The sequence below is a fragment of the Kitasatospora sp. NBC_00374 genome, from assembly GCF_041434935.1.
In the GTDB taxonomy this organism is placed as follows: Bacteria; Actinomycetota; Actinomycetes; order Streptomycetales; family Streptomycetaceae; genus Kitasatospora.
In genome coordinates, this window is the sequence record NZ_CP107964.1 from 1956019 (window position 1) to 1970218 (window position 14200).

Annotated in this window: 12 protein-coding genes; 3 read left to right on the forward strand and 9 right to left on the reverse strand. The window is 76.0% G+C overall.

Going from position 1 to position 14200, the window contains the following annotated elements; translation table 11 throughout:
- Positions 1-104: 104 nt before the first annotated feature.
- Both OG871_RS08655 and OG871_RS08660 read left to right on the forward strand, forming a co-directional pair.
- The gene (locus OG871_RS08655) at positions 105-2501 is read left to right on the forward strand and encodes a right-handed parallel beta-helix repeat-containing protein (RefSeq protein WP_371495627.1); all 2397 of its coding nucleotides are present in this window, start codon (positions 105-107) and stop codon (positions 2499-2501) included.
- Between the two features lie 64 nt (positions 2502-2565).
- Positions 2566-3408, forward strand: a complete 843-nt coding sequence (locus tag OG871_RS08660; protein WP_371495628.1) for a DeoR/GlpR family DNA-binding transcription regulator — start codon at positions 2566-2568, stop codon at positions 3406-3408.
- Positions 3409-3463: 55 nt separating this feature from the next.
- Here the strand turns inward: OG871_RS08660 and OG871_RS08665 are convergent, their stop codons facing one another.
- The 7 genes from OG871_RS08665 to OG871_RS08695 form a co-directional block, all read right to left on the reverse strand.
- Positions 3464-4570, reverse strand: coding sequence for a PLP-dependent cysteine synthase family protein (locus tag OG871_RS08665; protein ID WP_371495629.1), 1107 nt, complete (start codon positions 4568-4570; stop codon positions 3464-3466).
- Between the two features lie 151 nt (positions 4571-4721).
- Positions 4722-7322 (reverse strand): ABC transporter permease, encoded by a 2601-nt coding sequence (locus OG871_RS08670; protein ID WP_371495630.1) that lies wholly within the window; start codon positions 7320-7322, stop codon positions 4722-4724.
- Positions 7319-8074 (reverse strand): ABC transporter ATP-binding protein, encoded by a 756-nt coding sequence (locus OG871_RS08675; protein WP_371495632.1) that lies wholly within the window; start codon positions 8072-8074, stop codon positions 7319-7321. Before OG871_RS08675 ends, OG871_RS08670 begins: the two co-directional genes overlap by 4 nt.
- Complete coding sequence (locus OG871_RS08680; protein WP_371495634.1) at positions 8071-8319, reverse strand: SHOCT domain-containing protein; 249 nt, start codon at positions 8317-8319, stop codon at positions 8071-8073. Before OG871_RS08680 ends, OG871_RS08675 begins: the two co-directional genes overlap by 4 nt.
- A gap of 366 nt (positions 8320-8685) precedes the next feature.
- Positions 8686-9243, reverse strand: a complete 558-nt coding sequence (locus OG871_RS08685; protein ID WP_371495636.1) for a MepB family protein — start codon at positions 9241-9243, stop codon at positions 8686-8688.
- Positions 9244-9364: 121 nt separating this feature from the next.
- On the reverse strand, positions 9365-10036 hold the full coding sequence (locus OG871_RS08690; protein WP_371495637.1) for a response regulator: 672 nt from the start codon (positions 10034-10036) through the stop codon (positions 9365-9367).
- Positions 10033-11235, reverse strand: a complete 1203-nt coding sequence (locus OG871_RS08695) for a sensor histidine kinase (RefSeq protein ID WP_371495639.1) — start codon at positions 11233-11235, stop codon at positions 10033-10035. The genes OG871_RS08690 and OG871_RS08695 overlap by 4 nt, the downstream gene beginning before the upstream one ends.
- Positions 11236-11413: 178 nt before the next feature.
- Here OG871_RS08695 and OG871_RS08700 point away from each other — a divergent pair, with 178 nt between their 5' ends.
- On the forward strand, positions 11414-11635 hold the full coding sequence (locus OG871_RS08700) for a hypothetical protein (protein WP_371495641.1): 222 nt from the start codon (positions 11414-11416) through the stop codon (positions 11633-11635).
- A 34-nt stretch (positions 11636-11669) separates the two neighbouring features.
- Here the strand turns inward: OG871_RS08700 and OG871_RS08705 are convergent, their stop codons facing one another.
- Positions 11670-12539: a PhzF family phenazine biosynthesis protein gene (locus OG871_RS08705; protein ID WP_371495642.1), complete on the reverse strand. Its 870-nt coding sequence runs from the start codon at positions 12537-12539 to the stop codon at positions 11670-11672.
- 71 nt (positions 12540-12610) lie between these two features.
- On the reverse strand, positions 12611-14191 hold the full coding sequence (locus OG871_RS08710; protein WP_371495644.1) for an MFS transporter: 1581 nt from the start codon (positions 14189-14191) through the stop codon (positions 12611-12613).
- Positions 14192-14200 lie beyond the last annotated feature (9 nt).

Below are 14200 nucleotides of genomic sequence, written 5' to 3' on the forward strand. Positions count from 1 at the left end.
CCCGGTCACTCGTTGAACCGGGCGAGCGGCCGGGCGGGACGGACGGAGCACGCTACGGTGGGGCGGCACGCAGGCCTCGACGAAGGTGGGGACGACAGACCGTCATGGCTGAGCACAGGGTCCGGGTCACGCAGGACAGCGGCTCCCGCTGGCGCCGCCGCGCCGGGGAGTACGAGACGCTGGGCGAAGCCCTGGCCGCGGCCGAGCACGGTGACACGCTCACCCTGCGGCCCGGCACCTTCCGCGAGACCGTGCTGCTCGACAAGGACGTCACCCTGGTGGCCGCCGACGGCCCCGGCACCGTCCGGCTGCTGCCCGTGGCCGGGGTGCCGCTGACCGTCACGGCCGCCGCCGGCGTCCGCGGCCTGGTGATCGAGGCCGGCGACAGCGCCGTCCCCGCCGTCCTGGTCACCGGCGAGGACGGCGCGGCCGAGCTGACCGGCTGCCGGATCGAGGCCCGCTCCGCGGTCGGGGTCGAGGTCACCGCCGGGGCCGGCGCGACCCTGCGCGGCTGCACCGTCGCCAACCCGGCCGGCCTGGGCGTACGGCTGCGCGGCGAGGCCCGGGCCCTGCTGGAGGACTGCGAACTGGCCCAGGCCGGCCAGGCCGGGATGGCCGTACTGGGCGGCTCCACCGCCCGGCTGGAGCGCTCCCGGATCCACCACGCCGGCGGCGCCGGCCTGCTGCTCGCCGACCACGGCTCCACCGCCGAACTGACCGGCTGTGAGATCTACGAGGTGCGCGGCAGCGGGGTGCAGGCGGAGTCCCGTGCGGCCGGGCGGCTGACCGACTGCGAGATCCACCGGGTCACCGGCAACGGCCTCACCCTGGACACCGGGGCCGAGCTGGCGCTCACCGGCTGCCGGCTGCACGACCTGCCGGAGAACGCCGCCGACCTGCGCGGCCGCTCCCGGCTGAGCCTGCACCACAGCACCGTGCACTCCTTCGGCCGCGGCGCCCTGTCGGTCTGGGACTCCGGCACCCACGCCGAGGCCACCGCCAGCGAGATCCACTCCGCCACCGGCGACTACCCGGCGCTCTGGGTCAGCGACGGCGCCCGGGTCGAGCTGTCCGACTGCACCCTGCGCGACCTGCCGGACGCCCTCTTCGTCCTCGACCGCGGCTCCACCGCCCGCGCCGAGAACTGCTCCTTCAGCCGGATCCGCAGCTCCGCGGTCTCGGTGAGCGGCGGCGCCACCGTGGATCTGACGGCCTGCCGGATCCAGCAGGCCGGCACCGGGCTGTGGTTCCGGGACCACAGCAGCGGCGGCCGGCTGACGGACTGTGAGATCGCCGAGGTCTCCACCGGGATCATCGTCACCAAGGGCGCCGACCCGGTGGTGCGCGGCTGCACCGTCCGCGCCAGCAGCGACGCCGCGGTGTACGTCTCGGCCCAGGGCCTCGGCAGCTTCGAGGAGTGCCGGGTCTCGCACGGCAAGGGCTTCGGCTTCCACATCATCGACGGCTGCCGGACCAGCCTGACCCGCTGCCGGGCCGAGCACAACGCCCGGGCCGGCTTCGAGTTCTCCGAGCCCGGCCCGGTCGCCGAGGCCTGCGTCTCGGACGACGTGGCCCCGCCGCCGGCCGAGCTCCCCGCCCCTCGGGCGGCCGCCGGAGCCCTCGCCGTCGCGCGGGCCGCCGCCGGCCCGGGCCCGCTGACCGCGCCGGCCGGCGCGATCGCGCCGATCCCCGACTGCCGCCCGGCCGACGAGGCACTGGCCGAGCTGGACGCGCTGGTGGGCCTGGCCACGGTGAAGCAGGAGGTGCGGACCCTGGTCGACCTGATCTCGGTCGGCCGCCGCCGCGAGCGGGCCGGGCTGAAGGCCCCCTCGCCCCGCCGCCACCTGGTCTTCACCGGCGCCCCCGGCACCGGCAAGACCACCGTCGCCCGGCTGTACGGGGAGATCCTGGCCTCGCTCGGGGTGCTGCGGCGCGGCCACCTGGTCGAGGTCGCCAGGGTGGACCTGGTCGGCGAGCACATCGGCTCCACCGCGATCCGCACCCAGGCCTCCTTCGACCAGGCCAGGGGCGGGGTGCTGTTCATCGACGAGGCGTACGCGCTGGCGCCGGAGGACGGCGGACGGGACTTCGGCCGGGAGGCGATCGACACCCTGGTGAAGCTGATGGAGGACCACCGCGACGAGGTGGTGGTGATCGTGGCCGGCTACACCGCCGAGATGGAGCGCTTCCTGGCCGCCAACCCCGGCCTCTCCTCGCGCTTCTCACGTACCGTCACCTTCCCCGACTACTCGGCCGGCGAGCTGCTGGAGATCGCCCGCGCCCAGTGCGCCGAGCACGAGTACGCCATGGCCGCGGCCACCGAGGGCGCCCTGCTGGTCCACTTCGCCGGCATCGACCGCGGGCCGGGTTTCGGCAACGGCCGGACCGCGCGGCAGGTGTTCGAGACCATGGTGGAGCGCCATGCGATGCGAGTGGCCCAACTGTCCGACCCCTCCACCGAGGAGCTCCAGCTGCTGGTCCCCGCCGACCTGCCCGTCTGACCGGCCTCCGGCGGACGGCCCGGGCGTGGCAGGATGAACGGGAACGAAGCGGAGGGGTGACCACGTGGCCGACAGCAGCAACCTGCTCGCGGAGCAGCGCCGGGCGATGATCCTGGACGAGGTCCGGCGACGTGGCGGTGTCCGGGTCAACGAACTGACCCGGCAGCTCAACGTCTCCGACATGACCATCCGCCGGGACCTGGACGCGCTGGCGCGGGCCGGCGTGATCGAGAAGGTGCACGGCGGCGCGGTGCCGACCGAGGCCGCCCGCACCCACGAGCCCGGTTTCGAGGCCAAGTCCGCGCTGGAGCTCACCGCCAAGGAGGAGATCGCCCTGGCCGCCGCCCGGCTGGTCCAGCCGGGCAGCGCGATCGCGCTCTCCGGGGGCACCACCACCTACGCGCTGGCCCACCACCTCACCGAGATCGAGCAGTTGACGGTGGTCACCAACTCGGTCCGGGTCGCGGACGTCTTCGACCGGGCGCAGCGCCAGCAGAGCCGACAGGCGGCCACGGTGGTGCTGACCGGCGGCGTCCGGACCCCGTCGGACGCCCTGGTGGGGCCGGTGGCGGACCGGGCGATCCGCTCGCTCCACTTCGACGTGCTGTTCCTCGGGACGCACGGGCTGTCGGCCGCGGCCGGCCTGTCCACGCCGAACCTGGCGGAGGCGGAGACCAACCGGACCTTCATCGCCTCGGCCCGCCGGACGGTGCTGGTGGCGGACCACACCAAGTGGGGCACGATCGGCCTGTCCAGCTTCGCCGAGCTGTCGGAGGTGGACACCTGGGTGACCGACTCCGGCCTGCCCGCGGAGGCGGCGGAGGCGGCCCGGGAACAGGTCCGCGAGCTGATCCTGGCCGGGGTGGAGCCGGCCGAGGACGCGGGCGGGGACGAGCCGGAGCAGTAGGCCGGCCGACGGCGGGTCCGGCCGGCCCCGACCGGCCCCGACCGGCCCGACCGGTTCAGGCCAGCTCGGCCGTCTCGCCGTTGAGGAAACGTTCCATCAACTCCAGGTAGGGAGCGATCTCGATGCCCTGCTCGGCCAGCCAGGCGTCGGAGTAGTACTTGTCCAGGTAGCGGTCGCCCGGGTCGCAGATCAGGGTGACCACGCTGCCGCGCCGCCCCGCCGCCCGCATCTCGGCGACCAGCCGCAGCGCGCTCCACAGCCCGGTGCCGGTGGAGGCGCCGGCCTTCTTGTCGATCGCCCGCTCCAGCAGCCGCATCGCGGCGATCGAGGCGGCGTCCGGCACCTTCATCATCCGGTCGACGGCGCCGGGGACGAAGCTGGGCTCCATCCGGGGCCGGCCGATGCCCTCGATCCGGGAGCCGGTGGCGCAGGTCGTGTCCGGGTCGTGCTTGACCCAGCCGTCGAAGAAACAGGAGTTCTCCGGGTCGGCGACGCAGATCCGGGTGTCGTGCTGCAGGTAGTGCACGTAGCGGGCGATGGTGGCGGAGGTGCCGCCGGTGCCCGCCGTGGCGACGATCCAGGCCGGCTCGGGGTGGGGCTCCAGCCGGAGCTGGGCGAAGATCGACTCAGCGATGTTGTTGTTGCCCCGCCAGTCGGTGGCGCGCTCGGCGTAGGTGAACTGGTCCATGTAGTGGCCGCCGGTCTCCTCCGCCAGCCGGGCCGAGACCGCGTACACCTCGGCGGCGCTGTCCACCAGGTGGCAGCGGCCGCCGTGGAACTCGATCAGTTCGATCTTGGCGCGGCTGGTGCTGCGGGCCATCACCGCGATGAACGGCACGCCGATCAGCTTGGCGAAGTACGCCTCCGAGACGGCGGTGGAGCCGCTGGAGGCCTCGATCACCGGCTTGCCCGGTCTGATCCAGCCGTTGCAGAGCCCGTAGAGGAAGAGCGAGCGGGCCAGCCGGTGCTTGAGGCTGCCGGTGGGGTGGGTGGACTCGTCCTTCAGGTAGAGGTCGATCCCCCAGTCCTCGGGGAGCGGGAAGCGCAGCAGGTGGGTGTCGGCGGAGCGGTTGGCGTCGGCCTGGACCTTGCGCACCGCCTCCTTGAGCCACGCCCGGTAGTCACTGTCCGAACGGTCCACATCCGTGGTCTGCACAACCATCGCGCTCTCTCCCTTGCCTCGGCCGCCCCGTGCCTCACTCCTACCTAGTGTAACAATCAACTACGATAAGTAACATTAACGGGGGATCCAGCTTCCGCTTATCGGGCCCGCACCGACCGGCGGCGCGGGCCCGATAAGCGGACGCCGGCGGCTACTCGGCCCCGATCGCCGCCAGGACGTCCAACCGCGCCGCCCGGGCCGCCGGCCGCAGGCCCGCCACCGCACCCGCGACCAGCCCCGCCACCAGGACCACCGCCAACTGCCCCGCGGGGACGGCGAAGGAACCCGTCCCCGCGCCGTCCGAGGCCCGGACCAGCGCCCAGCCGAGGAAGACCCCGAGCCCCAGGCCGCCGACCGTGCCGAAGGCCGCGACCAGCACCGACTCCCACCGCACCATGGCCCGCAGTGCTCCCCTGGTCTGTCCGACCGCCCGGAGCAGCCCCAGTTCCCTGGTCCGCTCGTGCACCGCCAGGGTCAGCGTGTTGGCGATGCCGAGCAGCGCGATCAGCACCGCGAGCGCCAGCAGCGCGTAGACGACCGAGAGCATCATGTCGACACCGCCGGCCGCGCTCGCCGCGTACTCCTCCCGGGTCTGCACCTGCGGGCCGCCGTACGCGGCCGCCGTGCGCTCCACCGCCGCCCGGCCGTCGGCGGGCGCGACGCCGGGACGCAGCGCGACGGCGATCAGGCTGGCACTGTCCTGCCCCCGGTGCGGGGACCAGGCCTGGGGGGTCATCAGGTAGTCGCCGGCCACCCCGCCGCCGTCGAACAGGGCCCGGACGGTGAACGGCTGGGCGCCGTCGGCGAAGGCGACGGTCACCGTGGTGCCGACCTGCCAGCCGTGCCCGGCCGCCTCGGTCCGGGACACCGCGAGCCCGTCGGTGCCCAGCGCGCCCAGCGAGCCGTCGACCCGGCCGAGCGCCACCACCGAGTCCAGCCGCGCCGGGTCGGCGACGTCCAGGGTCCGGCCGTGGCCGTCGATCCGGGCCACGCCACGGCCCAGCGCGACCGCCCGGCGGACCTCGGGCAGCCCGTCGAGCGCGTCGGCGAGCTTCGGGCTGACCCCGCTGCCGCCGGCCCCGAAGGCGGGGGCGGTGACCGCCAGGTCGCCCGCGAAGGAGCGGGCGACGGTGTCGTCCATGGTGGCCCGGATCGAGGCGCCGAAGACGGTGAACATACCGACCACCGCGACCCCGACCATCAGCGCGGTGGCGGTGGCGGCGGTCCGCCGGGGGTTGCGCGCGGCGTTGCGCCGGGCGAGCACCCCGGTCACCCCGCGCAGCCGCGCGAGCGGAGCGCCCATGGCGCGGACGGCGAGCGCCGCCGCGACCGGGCCCAGCACCACCAGGCCCGCCAGGACGGCCACCGCGCCGCCGGCGGTCCGCAGCACGGAGGGTCCGTCCACCGCGCCCGACACGGTCAGGCCCGCGCCGCCGGCCGTGAGGACGGACCCGAGCGCGGCCCGCAGCCGGGCCGGCCGGCCGCTCGCCGCGTCGTCCACGGCGGTGTCGCGCAGCGCCGCCAGCGGCGCCGTCCGCCCGGCCCGGACGGCCGGCAGCAGGGCCGAGCCGACCGCCACCGCGGTACCCACCAGCAGCGGCAGCAGGACGGCGGCCGCGCCGATCACCATGCCGCCGGTCGGCAGCGAGAAGCCCACCGCGGAGAACAGCGCCTTCAGCCCGGCCGCGATACCGATCCCGCCGAGCAGGCCGGCCGCCGAGGCCAGCAGTCCGACCGCCAGGGCCTCGCCGAGGGTGGCAGCCAGCACCTGGCGGCGGCTCGCGCCGAGGGCTCGGAGCAGGGCGTTCTCCCTGGTCCGCTGGGCCACCACGATGGCGAAGGTGTTGTGGATGGTGAAGGTCGCCACCAGCAGCGCGATCCCGGCGAAGACCAGCAGCAGGGTGGTGAACATGGTCAGGAACCGCCCCGACACCTGCGCGGTGCTCTCCGCCGTGGCGTCCGCGCCGGTCAGCGCCTCCACACCGGCCGGCAGGACGGGCCGCAGCCGGTCCACCAGCTGACGCTGCGACAGGCCGTCGACCGCCCGCACCCGGATCGAGCTCGCCTGGCCCTCGCCCTTCGGGGTCAGGTGGCGCTGGGCGTCCGCCAGGGTCAGCGCCGTGAAGGTGCTCGGGCCCATGCCGTCGGCTCCGGCGCCGAAGGTGGCGATCCCCACGACGGTGATCCGGACCGGGTCCGGTGTGCGCAGCACGGCCGTGTCCCCGACGCGCAGTCCGCCGGCCCGGGCCGCGCCCCGATTGAGCACCGCCTCGCCCGGTGCGGCGGGGGCCCGGCCCTCGGCCAGCCGGTAGGGGTTCAGCCCGCCGTCGGCGAGCCAGTTGCCCGCGAGGGTGGGCGGCCCCTGGCCGCCGACCGGCCGGCCGTCCTTGCCGACCAGCTGTCCGCCGCCCTGGACGGCGGGTTCGGCGGCCGCCACGCCCGCGACGGCGCGCAGCCGGTCGGCGAGCGCGGCGTCGACGGGAGCGCGGACCCCGCCGGGGGTGTTCGGGGCGTCCAGCACGTCCGCGCTGCGGACCACCGCGTCGGTGCCCCGCTCGGCGTCGGCGAACAGGGTGTCGAAGTTGGCCCGCAGGGTGTCGCCGAGGACCATCGTGCCGGACAGGAAGGCGACACCGAGCAGCACGGCCAGGAAGGTCCCGGCCAGTCGGCGGCGGTGGGCGCGCAGCGAGCGCAGCGCGATCCGCAGGGTGGCGTTCCGGGCGGCCGCGGCGCGCGGGGCGGCGGCGGTCACCGGCCCTCACCCCGGTCGAGGTCCTTCATCCGGTCCAGGACGCGGTCGGCGGTGGGCGCGTCCATGGTGTCGACCAGGCGGCCGTCCGCGAGGAACAGCACCTGGTCGGCCCAGCCGGCGGCGGTGGGGTCGTGGGTGACCATGATCACGGACTGGCCCATCGCGTCCACCGCGCGGCGCAGCAGGCCGAGCACCTCGGCGCCGGTGCGGGAGTCCAGGTTGCCGGTGGGCTCGTCGGCGAAGACCGCCTCCGGCCGTCCGGCCAGGGCCCGGGCGACGGCGACCCGCTGCTGCTGGCCGCCGGACAGCTCGCCCGGCCGGTGGTGCAGCCGCCCGCCCAGGCCGACCACCTCGATCAGGGTGGTCAGCCACTCCTCGTCCGGGGCCCGGCCCGCGAGGTCGAGAGGGAGGGTGACGTTCTCCCGCACGGTCAGGGTGGGCAGCAGGTTGAAGGCCTGGAAGACGAAGCCGATCCGCTCCCGGCGGAGCCGGGTGAGCCGCTGGTCGTCGAGGGCGCCCAGCTCGGTGTCGCCGAGGTAGGCCCGGCCGCCGGTCAGCGTGTCGAGGCCCGCGGCGCAGTGCATCAGGGTCGACTTGCCGGAGCCCGAGGGCCCCATGATCGCGGTGAACCGGGCGGCCGGGAAGTCCACCGTCACCGCGTCCAGCGCCCGGACCCGGGTGTCGCCCGAGCCGTACTCCTTGACCGCGCCCTCCACCCGGGCGGCGGCCCGGAGCCCGACGACGGTGCTCACTTGGCACCGCCCTGGTGCTTCTCGGTCAGCACGACCCGGCGCGCGCGGTACTCGTCGGCGTCGATCTCGCCGTTCGCGTAGCGGCGGCCGAGGACGGCCAGCGGCCCGTCGCCGCAGCCGCGCCGCCATCCGGCCCGGCGGGCGACCGTCACCACCACCGCGACCACCGCCAGCCAGAACAGCGGGATCAGCAGGATCCACGGGCCGGGCCAGTGTCCGTCGGCATCGGCAAGCAGGGTGTACATGGCGGTCCATCTCCCTTGTCGGCAGGCTCGGTTCCCGGCTTTCCCGGGCCCTTCGAGCCTCCCGCCCCGACCGCCCCCGGCGCGTCGTACGGGCAGCGGCACCCGCCCTACTCCCCCGGGAGTAGCCGGGCGCGCGGGGGCGCGTCGGAACGGACCGCGGCGGGCAGCCGCCGTGCCAGGACGGGCCCGTGAGGGAGACCGGCGCACTGCGCCCGCAGGACCGCGAGCGGTGGGAGGAACCACGGCCGGCGCCTGTTACCGGCAGGACCGCTACGGGGACGAGGCGGCGCGCGGCCGCGGAGCGGCACGGGTGCCCATCGAGCACGTGGCGCCCGGTCGTCGTCCGGGCGGATCCGCCGGGCGGGTTCAGCGGTGGTACAGCGCGCGGGCCCGGGCGAGATCGGTCGGCCCGTCCCCCGGCCCGTCCCCGCCGATCGGCAGGAAGTGCTCCAGCTGCCAGGCCTGGGTGCCGCGGGCCTGGCGGTTGGCGGTCGCGGCCCACGGCGGGTAGACGCGGAACCCCCGCTTGCCGCCCGCTCCCCCGCTCGCGACGACGCCCCGTTCGCGCAGCACCTCCCAGGGCAGGACGAACTGCCCGAACCGCCCGCCGTCACGGGTGCTGACGACCACCAGGTCGACCCCGTCGCCGGCGTCGAACGGCCGGATCGGGCCGTCCGCGGACCGCTGCCACACGGTGACGAACTGGCCGACCTTGGCCGGGGTGGTCCGGCCGGTACGGAACCGGATCCCGCGCCCGTCCAGGGTGAACGCGTGCGCCCCGTAGTCGGCGCTCTCCGGCTCGGCCACCGGCGGCGAGCAGTGGAACCCGCACGGGTCGTACACCAGCTCCTTGGCCGCGCGCAGGTCGCCGTGGCGGGGGCCGGCACCGGACCAGAACCCGGGGTCCGGGAGGTTCGTCGTCATCACGCCATCCTGTCACCGGCCGATCCGCCCCCCGCGGCCGGACCAACCGGACCGGCCGGGACCTGCGCGCATCGTGTCCGTCCCCGGGGCCCGGCGGAGGGCGCCCGGCCCCGGCGGCCGGCTAGCCCAGCCAGCCCGGACGGACCAGCCCGGACTCGTACGCGATCACCACCAGCTGCGCCCGGTCGCGCGCGCCGAGCTTCACCATCGCCCGGCTGACGTGGGTCTTGGCCGTGAACGGGCTGACCACCAGGCGGCGGGCGATGTCCTCGTTCGACAGGCCGAGGCCGACCAGGGCCAGCACCTCGCGCTCCCGGTCGGTCAGGACGGCCAGGACCGCGTCGGCCGGCTCCGCGGGCCGCTTGGACCGGGCCGCGAACTCGCCGATCAGACGGCGGGTGACGCCGGGCGACAGCAGGGCGTCACCGGCGGCGGCGACCCGCACGGCCCGCACCAGGTCGGCCGGTTCGGTGTCCTTGACCAGGAAGCCGGCGGCGCCCGAGCGCAGCGCCTCGAAGACGTACTCGTCGAGCTCGAAGGTGGTCAGCACCACGACACGGACGGCGGCCAGCTCCGGGTCGAGGCCGATCCGGCGGGTGGCCTCCAGGCCGTCCAGGCGGGGCATCCGGATGTCCATCAGCACGACGTCGGGGCGCAGTTCGGCCGCGAGCCGGACGGCCTGCTCGCCGTCGTCGGCCTCGCCGACCACGGCGAGGTCGGGCTGCGCCTCCAGCAGGGCGCGGAAGCCGGCCCGCACGAGCAGCTGGTCGTCGGCCAGCAGGACCCGGATCACTTCGCCTCGCTCTCGGTGGCGGCACCGGGCGCGATCGGCAGCCAGGCCTCGACCCGGAACCCGGCGCCGCGCGGCCCCGCCGCCAGGGTGCCACCGAGGGCCGACGCCCGCTCGCGCATGCCGATCAGCCCGGTGCCGGACCCGTCCGCATCGCCCGCGCCGGCCGGCCCCGGGTCCTCGATCCGCACCCGCAGGCCGGTGTCCTGCCAGTCCACCAGGACCTCGGCGGTCCGGGCCGCGGAGTGCCGCAGGATGTTGGTGAGCGCCTCCTGGACGATCCGGAAGGCGGCCAGGCCCAGACCGGCCGGCGCCCGGCGGGCGGGGCCGACGGTGCGGACGGTCACCGCGAGCCCGGCGTGCCGGGCCTGGTCGACCAGCTCGTCCAGCCGTCCCAGGTCGGGGGCCGGGCTGCGCGGCGCGGCGCCCGCCGGGCCGCGCAGCGCGCCGAGTACCTGGCGGACCTCGCCGAGCGCCTCCTTGCTGGCGGCCTTGATGGTCACCAGGGCGCTGCGGGCCTGCTCGGGCCGGCTGTCGATCAGCTCCAGCGCGACCCCGGCCTGGAGGTGGATCAGCGAGATGCTGTGCGCGAGGATGTCGTGCAGCTCGCGGGCCATCCGCAGCCGCTCCTCGTCGACCCGGCGCCGCTCGGCCTGCGCCGCCGCCTCCCGCACGGCCGCGATCCGCTCCCGGCGGAAGCGCAGCAGTTCGGCCCCGGCCAGGACCAGCAGCAGCCAGGCGGCGACGCCCAGCTCCTGCCAGCCCCGCGGCGCGCCGGACGGAGCACCCAGCCAGCCGGCCGGCACCACGTACCCGATCAGCAGGTGGGCGGCGTAGGCCGCGGCCGCACACACCCACACCACGCGGCGCCGGCCGAGCTGCACCGCCGAGCCGAAGGCCACCAGCATGCTGAGGAACACCGGCCCGTACGGGTATCCCGCGACGACGTAGACGAACGTCACCGCCGTCGCGCCGACGGTGACCGCCGCGGGCCACCGCCGGCGCAGCACCAGCAGCGCGGGCCCGAGCAGCAGCAGCGCGTAGCCGAAGGCGTCCAGCGGGTCGCGGTCGGGCTGGTGACGGGCGGCGGCGGCCGAGCCGGCCACCTGGACCACGGCCACCAGAACCGCGAGCGCCACCGGCCAGCCGGCCTTGGCGGCTCGTACCCAGGGAGGCTGCCAGGGCGGCTGCGGATCCGTCATGCCCGGAAGGCTAGCCGCGGCGCCGCCGGTCGGTCGTCAGCCCGGCGGCGTGGCCGCGGCTACTCCTCCCGTAGTACACGACGGCCAGGCGCGCCCGGGTGCGGGAAAGGGGTGAACCTCGCGGCGGCCCGGAGCATGTCGGCGCCCCCGCCCGGCGGGCCGGTGGGAGCGTCGGGGCATGTCTGAGGTCAACGCCAACGAGCTGCTCGAACGCATCCGCAGGGCACGTGACTGGGCTCGGCGGCGGGAGTCGGACGCCCTCGCCGCCGGCATCGGGGAACCGGCGGCAGGGGCTCCGGCGACAGGGGCCCCGGCGCTGGAGGCCACGGTCCACCGGATCGTCGCGGACGTGCTCGACGAGATCCTGTCACCGGGCCGGTGGGACCGCCGCCGACCGTAGGGCGCCTTTGGTGTGCGCGTGGTGTGCGGGCGGATCAGCCCCGGCGCGGCCCGATCGGGACGGCCGTGCCGCTGACCCGGATCCGGGGGTCGCCGGCGCGCAGCTCCACCCGCAGGACGCCCGGCCGGCCGAGGTCCTCGCCCTGGTGCAGGGTGAGCTCCGCCTCCTGGACGCCGTGCACCTCCCGCAGGTACGCGCCGAGGGCGGCGGCCGCCGCGCCGGTGGCGGGGTCCTCCACGACGCCGCCGACCGGGAACGGGTCGCGGACGTGGAACACGTGCTCGGACTCCCGGTACACCAGTTGAAGGGTGGTCAGGTCGAGCCGGGTCATCAGCGCGGCCAGCCGCTCGAAGTCGTACGAGAGCTCGGCGAGCCGGGCCCGGGTGGCCGCGGCGAGCACCAGGTGCCGGGCGCCGGCGTAGGCGACCCGCGGCGGGAAGGCAGGATCGAGCTCGCCGTCGCTCCAGCCGAGTGCGGCCAGCGCCTCCGTCAGGTCCGCCGCGGCGACCGGCTCGACGTGCGGCTCGACACTGGTCAGCGTCGCCGCCAGGACGCCGTCGGGGCCGGCCTCGACCAGCACCGGCACGGGGCCGGCCTTGGTCTCGAAGAGCAGTTCCCCGGCCCCGATCCGCTCGGCGAGGGCGACGGCGGCGGCCACCGTGGCGTGTCCGCAGAACGGCACCTCGGCCCTGGGGCTGAAGTACCGCACGGCGAAGGCGCGGCCGCCCGCGGCGGCGGGGGTGAGGAAGGCGGTCTCGGAGTAGCCGAGGTCGGCGGCGACGGCGAGCTGGTCCGCGGCGTCGAGGCCGGTGGCGTCCAGCACCACGCCGGCGGGGTTGCCGCCGGCCGGGTCGGCGGTGAATGCGGCGTAGCGGAGGAGCTCCGCGGAGTGCGAGTCGTTCATGCCGGGGCGAACACCGGCGCCCCACCTCCCGATTCCCTCCCCCGAGGCGCGCCGCTCGTTCTGGTGTGCCGTCAGCTGTCGACGCGCTCCGGCATCCGGACCACGGTGGCCCGGGTGGCCGCCGCGCCAGCGCCGTCCCGGCCGGCGTCCGCGGGCGGTCCGGATCGCCGTAGCAGCAGGGCCACCACGAGCGCCGCGAGCACGGTGGCGGCGGCGCCGCCCAGCAGGGCGAGTTGCATGCCGTCCACGAACGCCGTCCTGGCCTGTTCGGCCACCGCCCCGCCGGCGCCGCTCGCGGCGGCCAGGGAGGAGCGGGCCTGGTCGGCGAGGTGCGCGGGCACACCCGGCAGGTCCAGGTGGCTCCGGTAGGTGGCGCTCAGGATGCTGCCCAGGACGGCGATGCCGAGGGCGCCGCCGAGTTCGCGGGACAGGTCGTTCGTGGCGGAGCCGACGTTCTGGAGGGCGCGCGGCAGCGCGTCGGTGACGGCGGTGGTGGCGGGGGTCATCGCCAGGCCCATGCCGGCGCCGAGCGGGAGCAGCCCGGCGACGACCAGCCCGTACGGGCTGTCGCCGTCCAGCGCGGCCAGGACGGCCAGCGCGGCGGCGATCAGCAGCAGGCCGGCGATCCACGGCCGGCGGGCGCCGAACCGGGCGGTCAGGGCCGGGCTGAGGCGGGAGACCGGTACCATCGCGACGGCCATCGGCAGCACGCTCACCGCGGCGACCAGCGCGTTGTCGCCCCGGACCAGCTGCAGGTACTGCATCACCACGAAGATGTAGCCGAAGAAGGCGAAGAACTGCAGCGTGATCGAGATCGACCCGGCCGCGAAGCGGCGGTTGCGGAACAGCCGCGGGTCGAGCAGCGGGTGACGCTGCCTCAGCTCCCAGGCGACGAAGCCGGCCAGCACGGCCAGGCCGAGACCGAGTCCGCCGAGGGTCGCCGGGTCGCCCCAGCCGCGGGTCGGGGCCTCGATCACCGAGTACACCAGCGCCGCCAGGCCCGCCGCCACCAGCATGGCGCCGGCCACGTCGACCCGCGGGGCGTCGGACTCCGCCGACTCGGGGACGAACAGCAGGGTGCCCACCAGGGCCGCCAGGGCGAGCAGGACGTTCAGCAGGAACACCGAGCGCCAGGACCAGAGCTCCAGCAGCGTGCCGGAGGCGAGCAGGCCCACCACCGCGCTGGCACCGGCGACGGCCGCCCAGACGCTGACCGCCCTGGTCCGCTCGGCCCGCGGGAAGGTACTGGTGATGGTCGACAGGGTGGCCGGCATGACGAGGGCGGCGCCGATCCCGAGGACGCCGCGCAGCGCGACGAGCGTGGTCGGGTCGGTGGTCAGGGCGGCCAGCCCGGAGCCGCCGCCGAAGATCGCCAGGCCGGCGAGCAGGGCCCGGCGGCGGCCGAAGCGGTCGCCGATCGCACCGGCCGGGAGCAGCAGCGCGGCGAACACCAGGCTGTAGGCGTCGATGATCCAGGACAGCTGGGTCTGGCTCGCGCGGGTCTCCCGGCCGAGGTCGGGCAGGGCCACGTTGAGCGAGGCCATCGCGGCGACGACGGTCGCCAGCGCGAGGCAGGTGACGAGGAGGACGGCGCCGTGGCGGACCGGCTGCCCGGTGGCGGCCGACGGGTCGGGCGGCTTGACGGCAGGCATGGTTGACCT

Excerpts from the sequence above, each read along its gene's own strand:
- OG871_RS08700 (WP_371495641.1), top strand. The coding sequence starts at position 11,414 with ATGTCTGAGGTCAACGCCAACGAGCTGCTCGAACGCATCCGCAGGGCA.
- OG871_RS08680 (WP_371495634.1), bottom strand. The coding sequence starts at position 8,319 with ATGTACACCCTGCTTGCCGATGCCGACGGACACTGGCCCGGCCCGTGG.
- OG871_RS08655 (WP_371495627.1), top strand. The coding sequence starts at position 105 with ATGGCTGAGCACAGGGTCCGGGTCACGCAGGACAGCGGCTCCCGCTGG.
- OG871_RS08685 (WP_371495636.1), bottom strand. The coding sequence starts at position 9,243 with ATGACGACGAACCTCCCGGACCCCGGGTTCTGGTCCGGTGCCGGCCCC.
- OG871_RS08705 (WP_371495642.1), bottom strand. The coding sequence starts at position 12,539 with ATGAACGACTCGCACTCCGCGGAGCTCCTCCGCTACGCCGCATTCACC.
- OG871_RS08665 (WP_371495629.1), bottom strand. The coding sequence starts at position 4,570 with ATGGTTGTGCAGACCACGGATGTGGACCGTTCGGACAGTGACTACCGG.
- OG871_RS08695 (WP_371495639.1), bottom strand. The coding sequence starts at position 11,235 with ATGACGGATCCGCAGCCGCCCTGGCAGCCTCCCTGGGTACGAGCCGCC.
- OG871_RS08710 (WP_371495644.1), bottom strand. The coding sequence starts at position 14,191 with ATGCCTGCCGTCAAGCCGCCCGACCCGTCGGCCGCCACCGGGCAGCCG.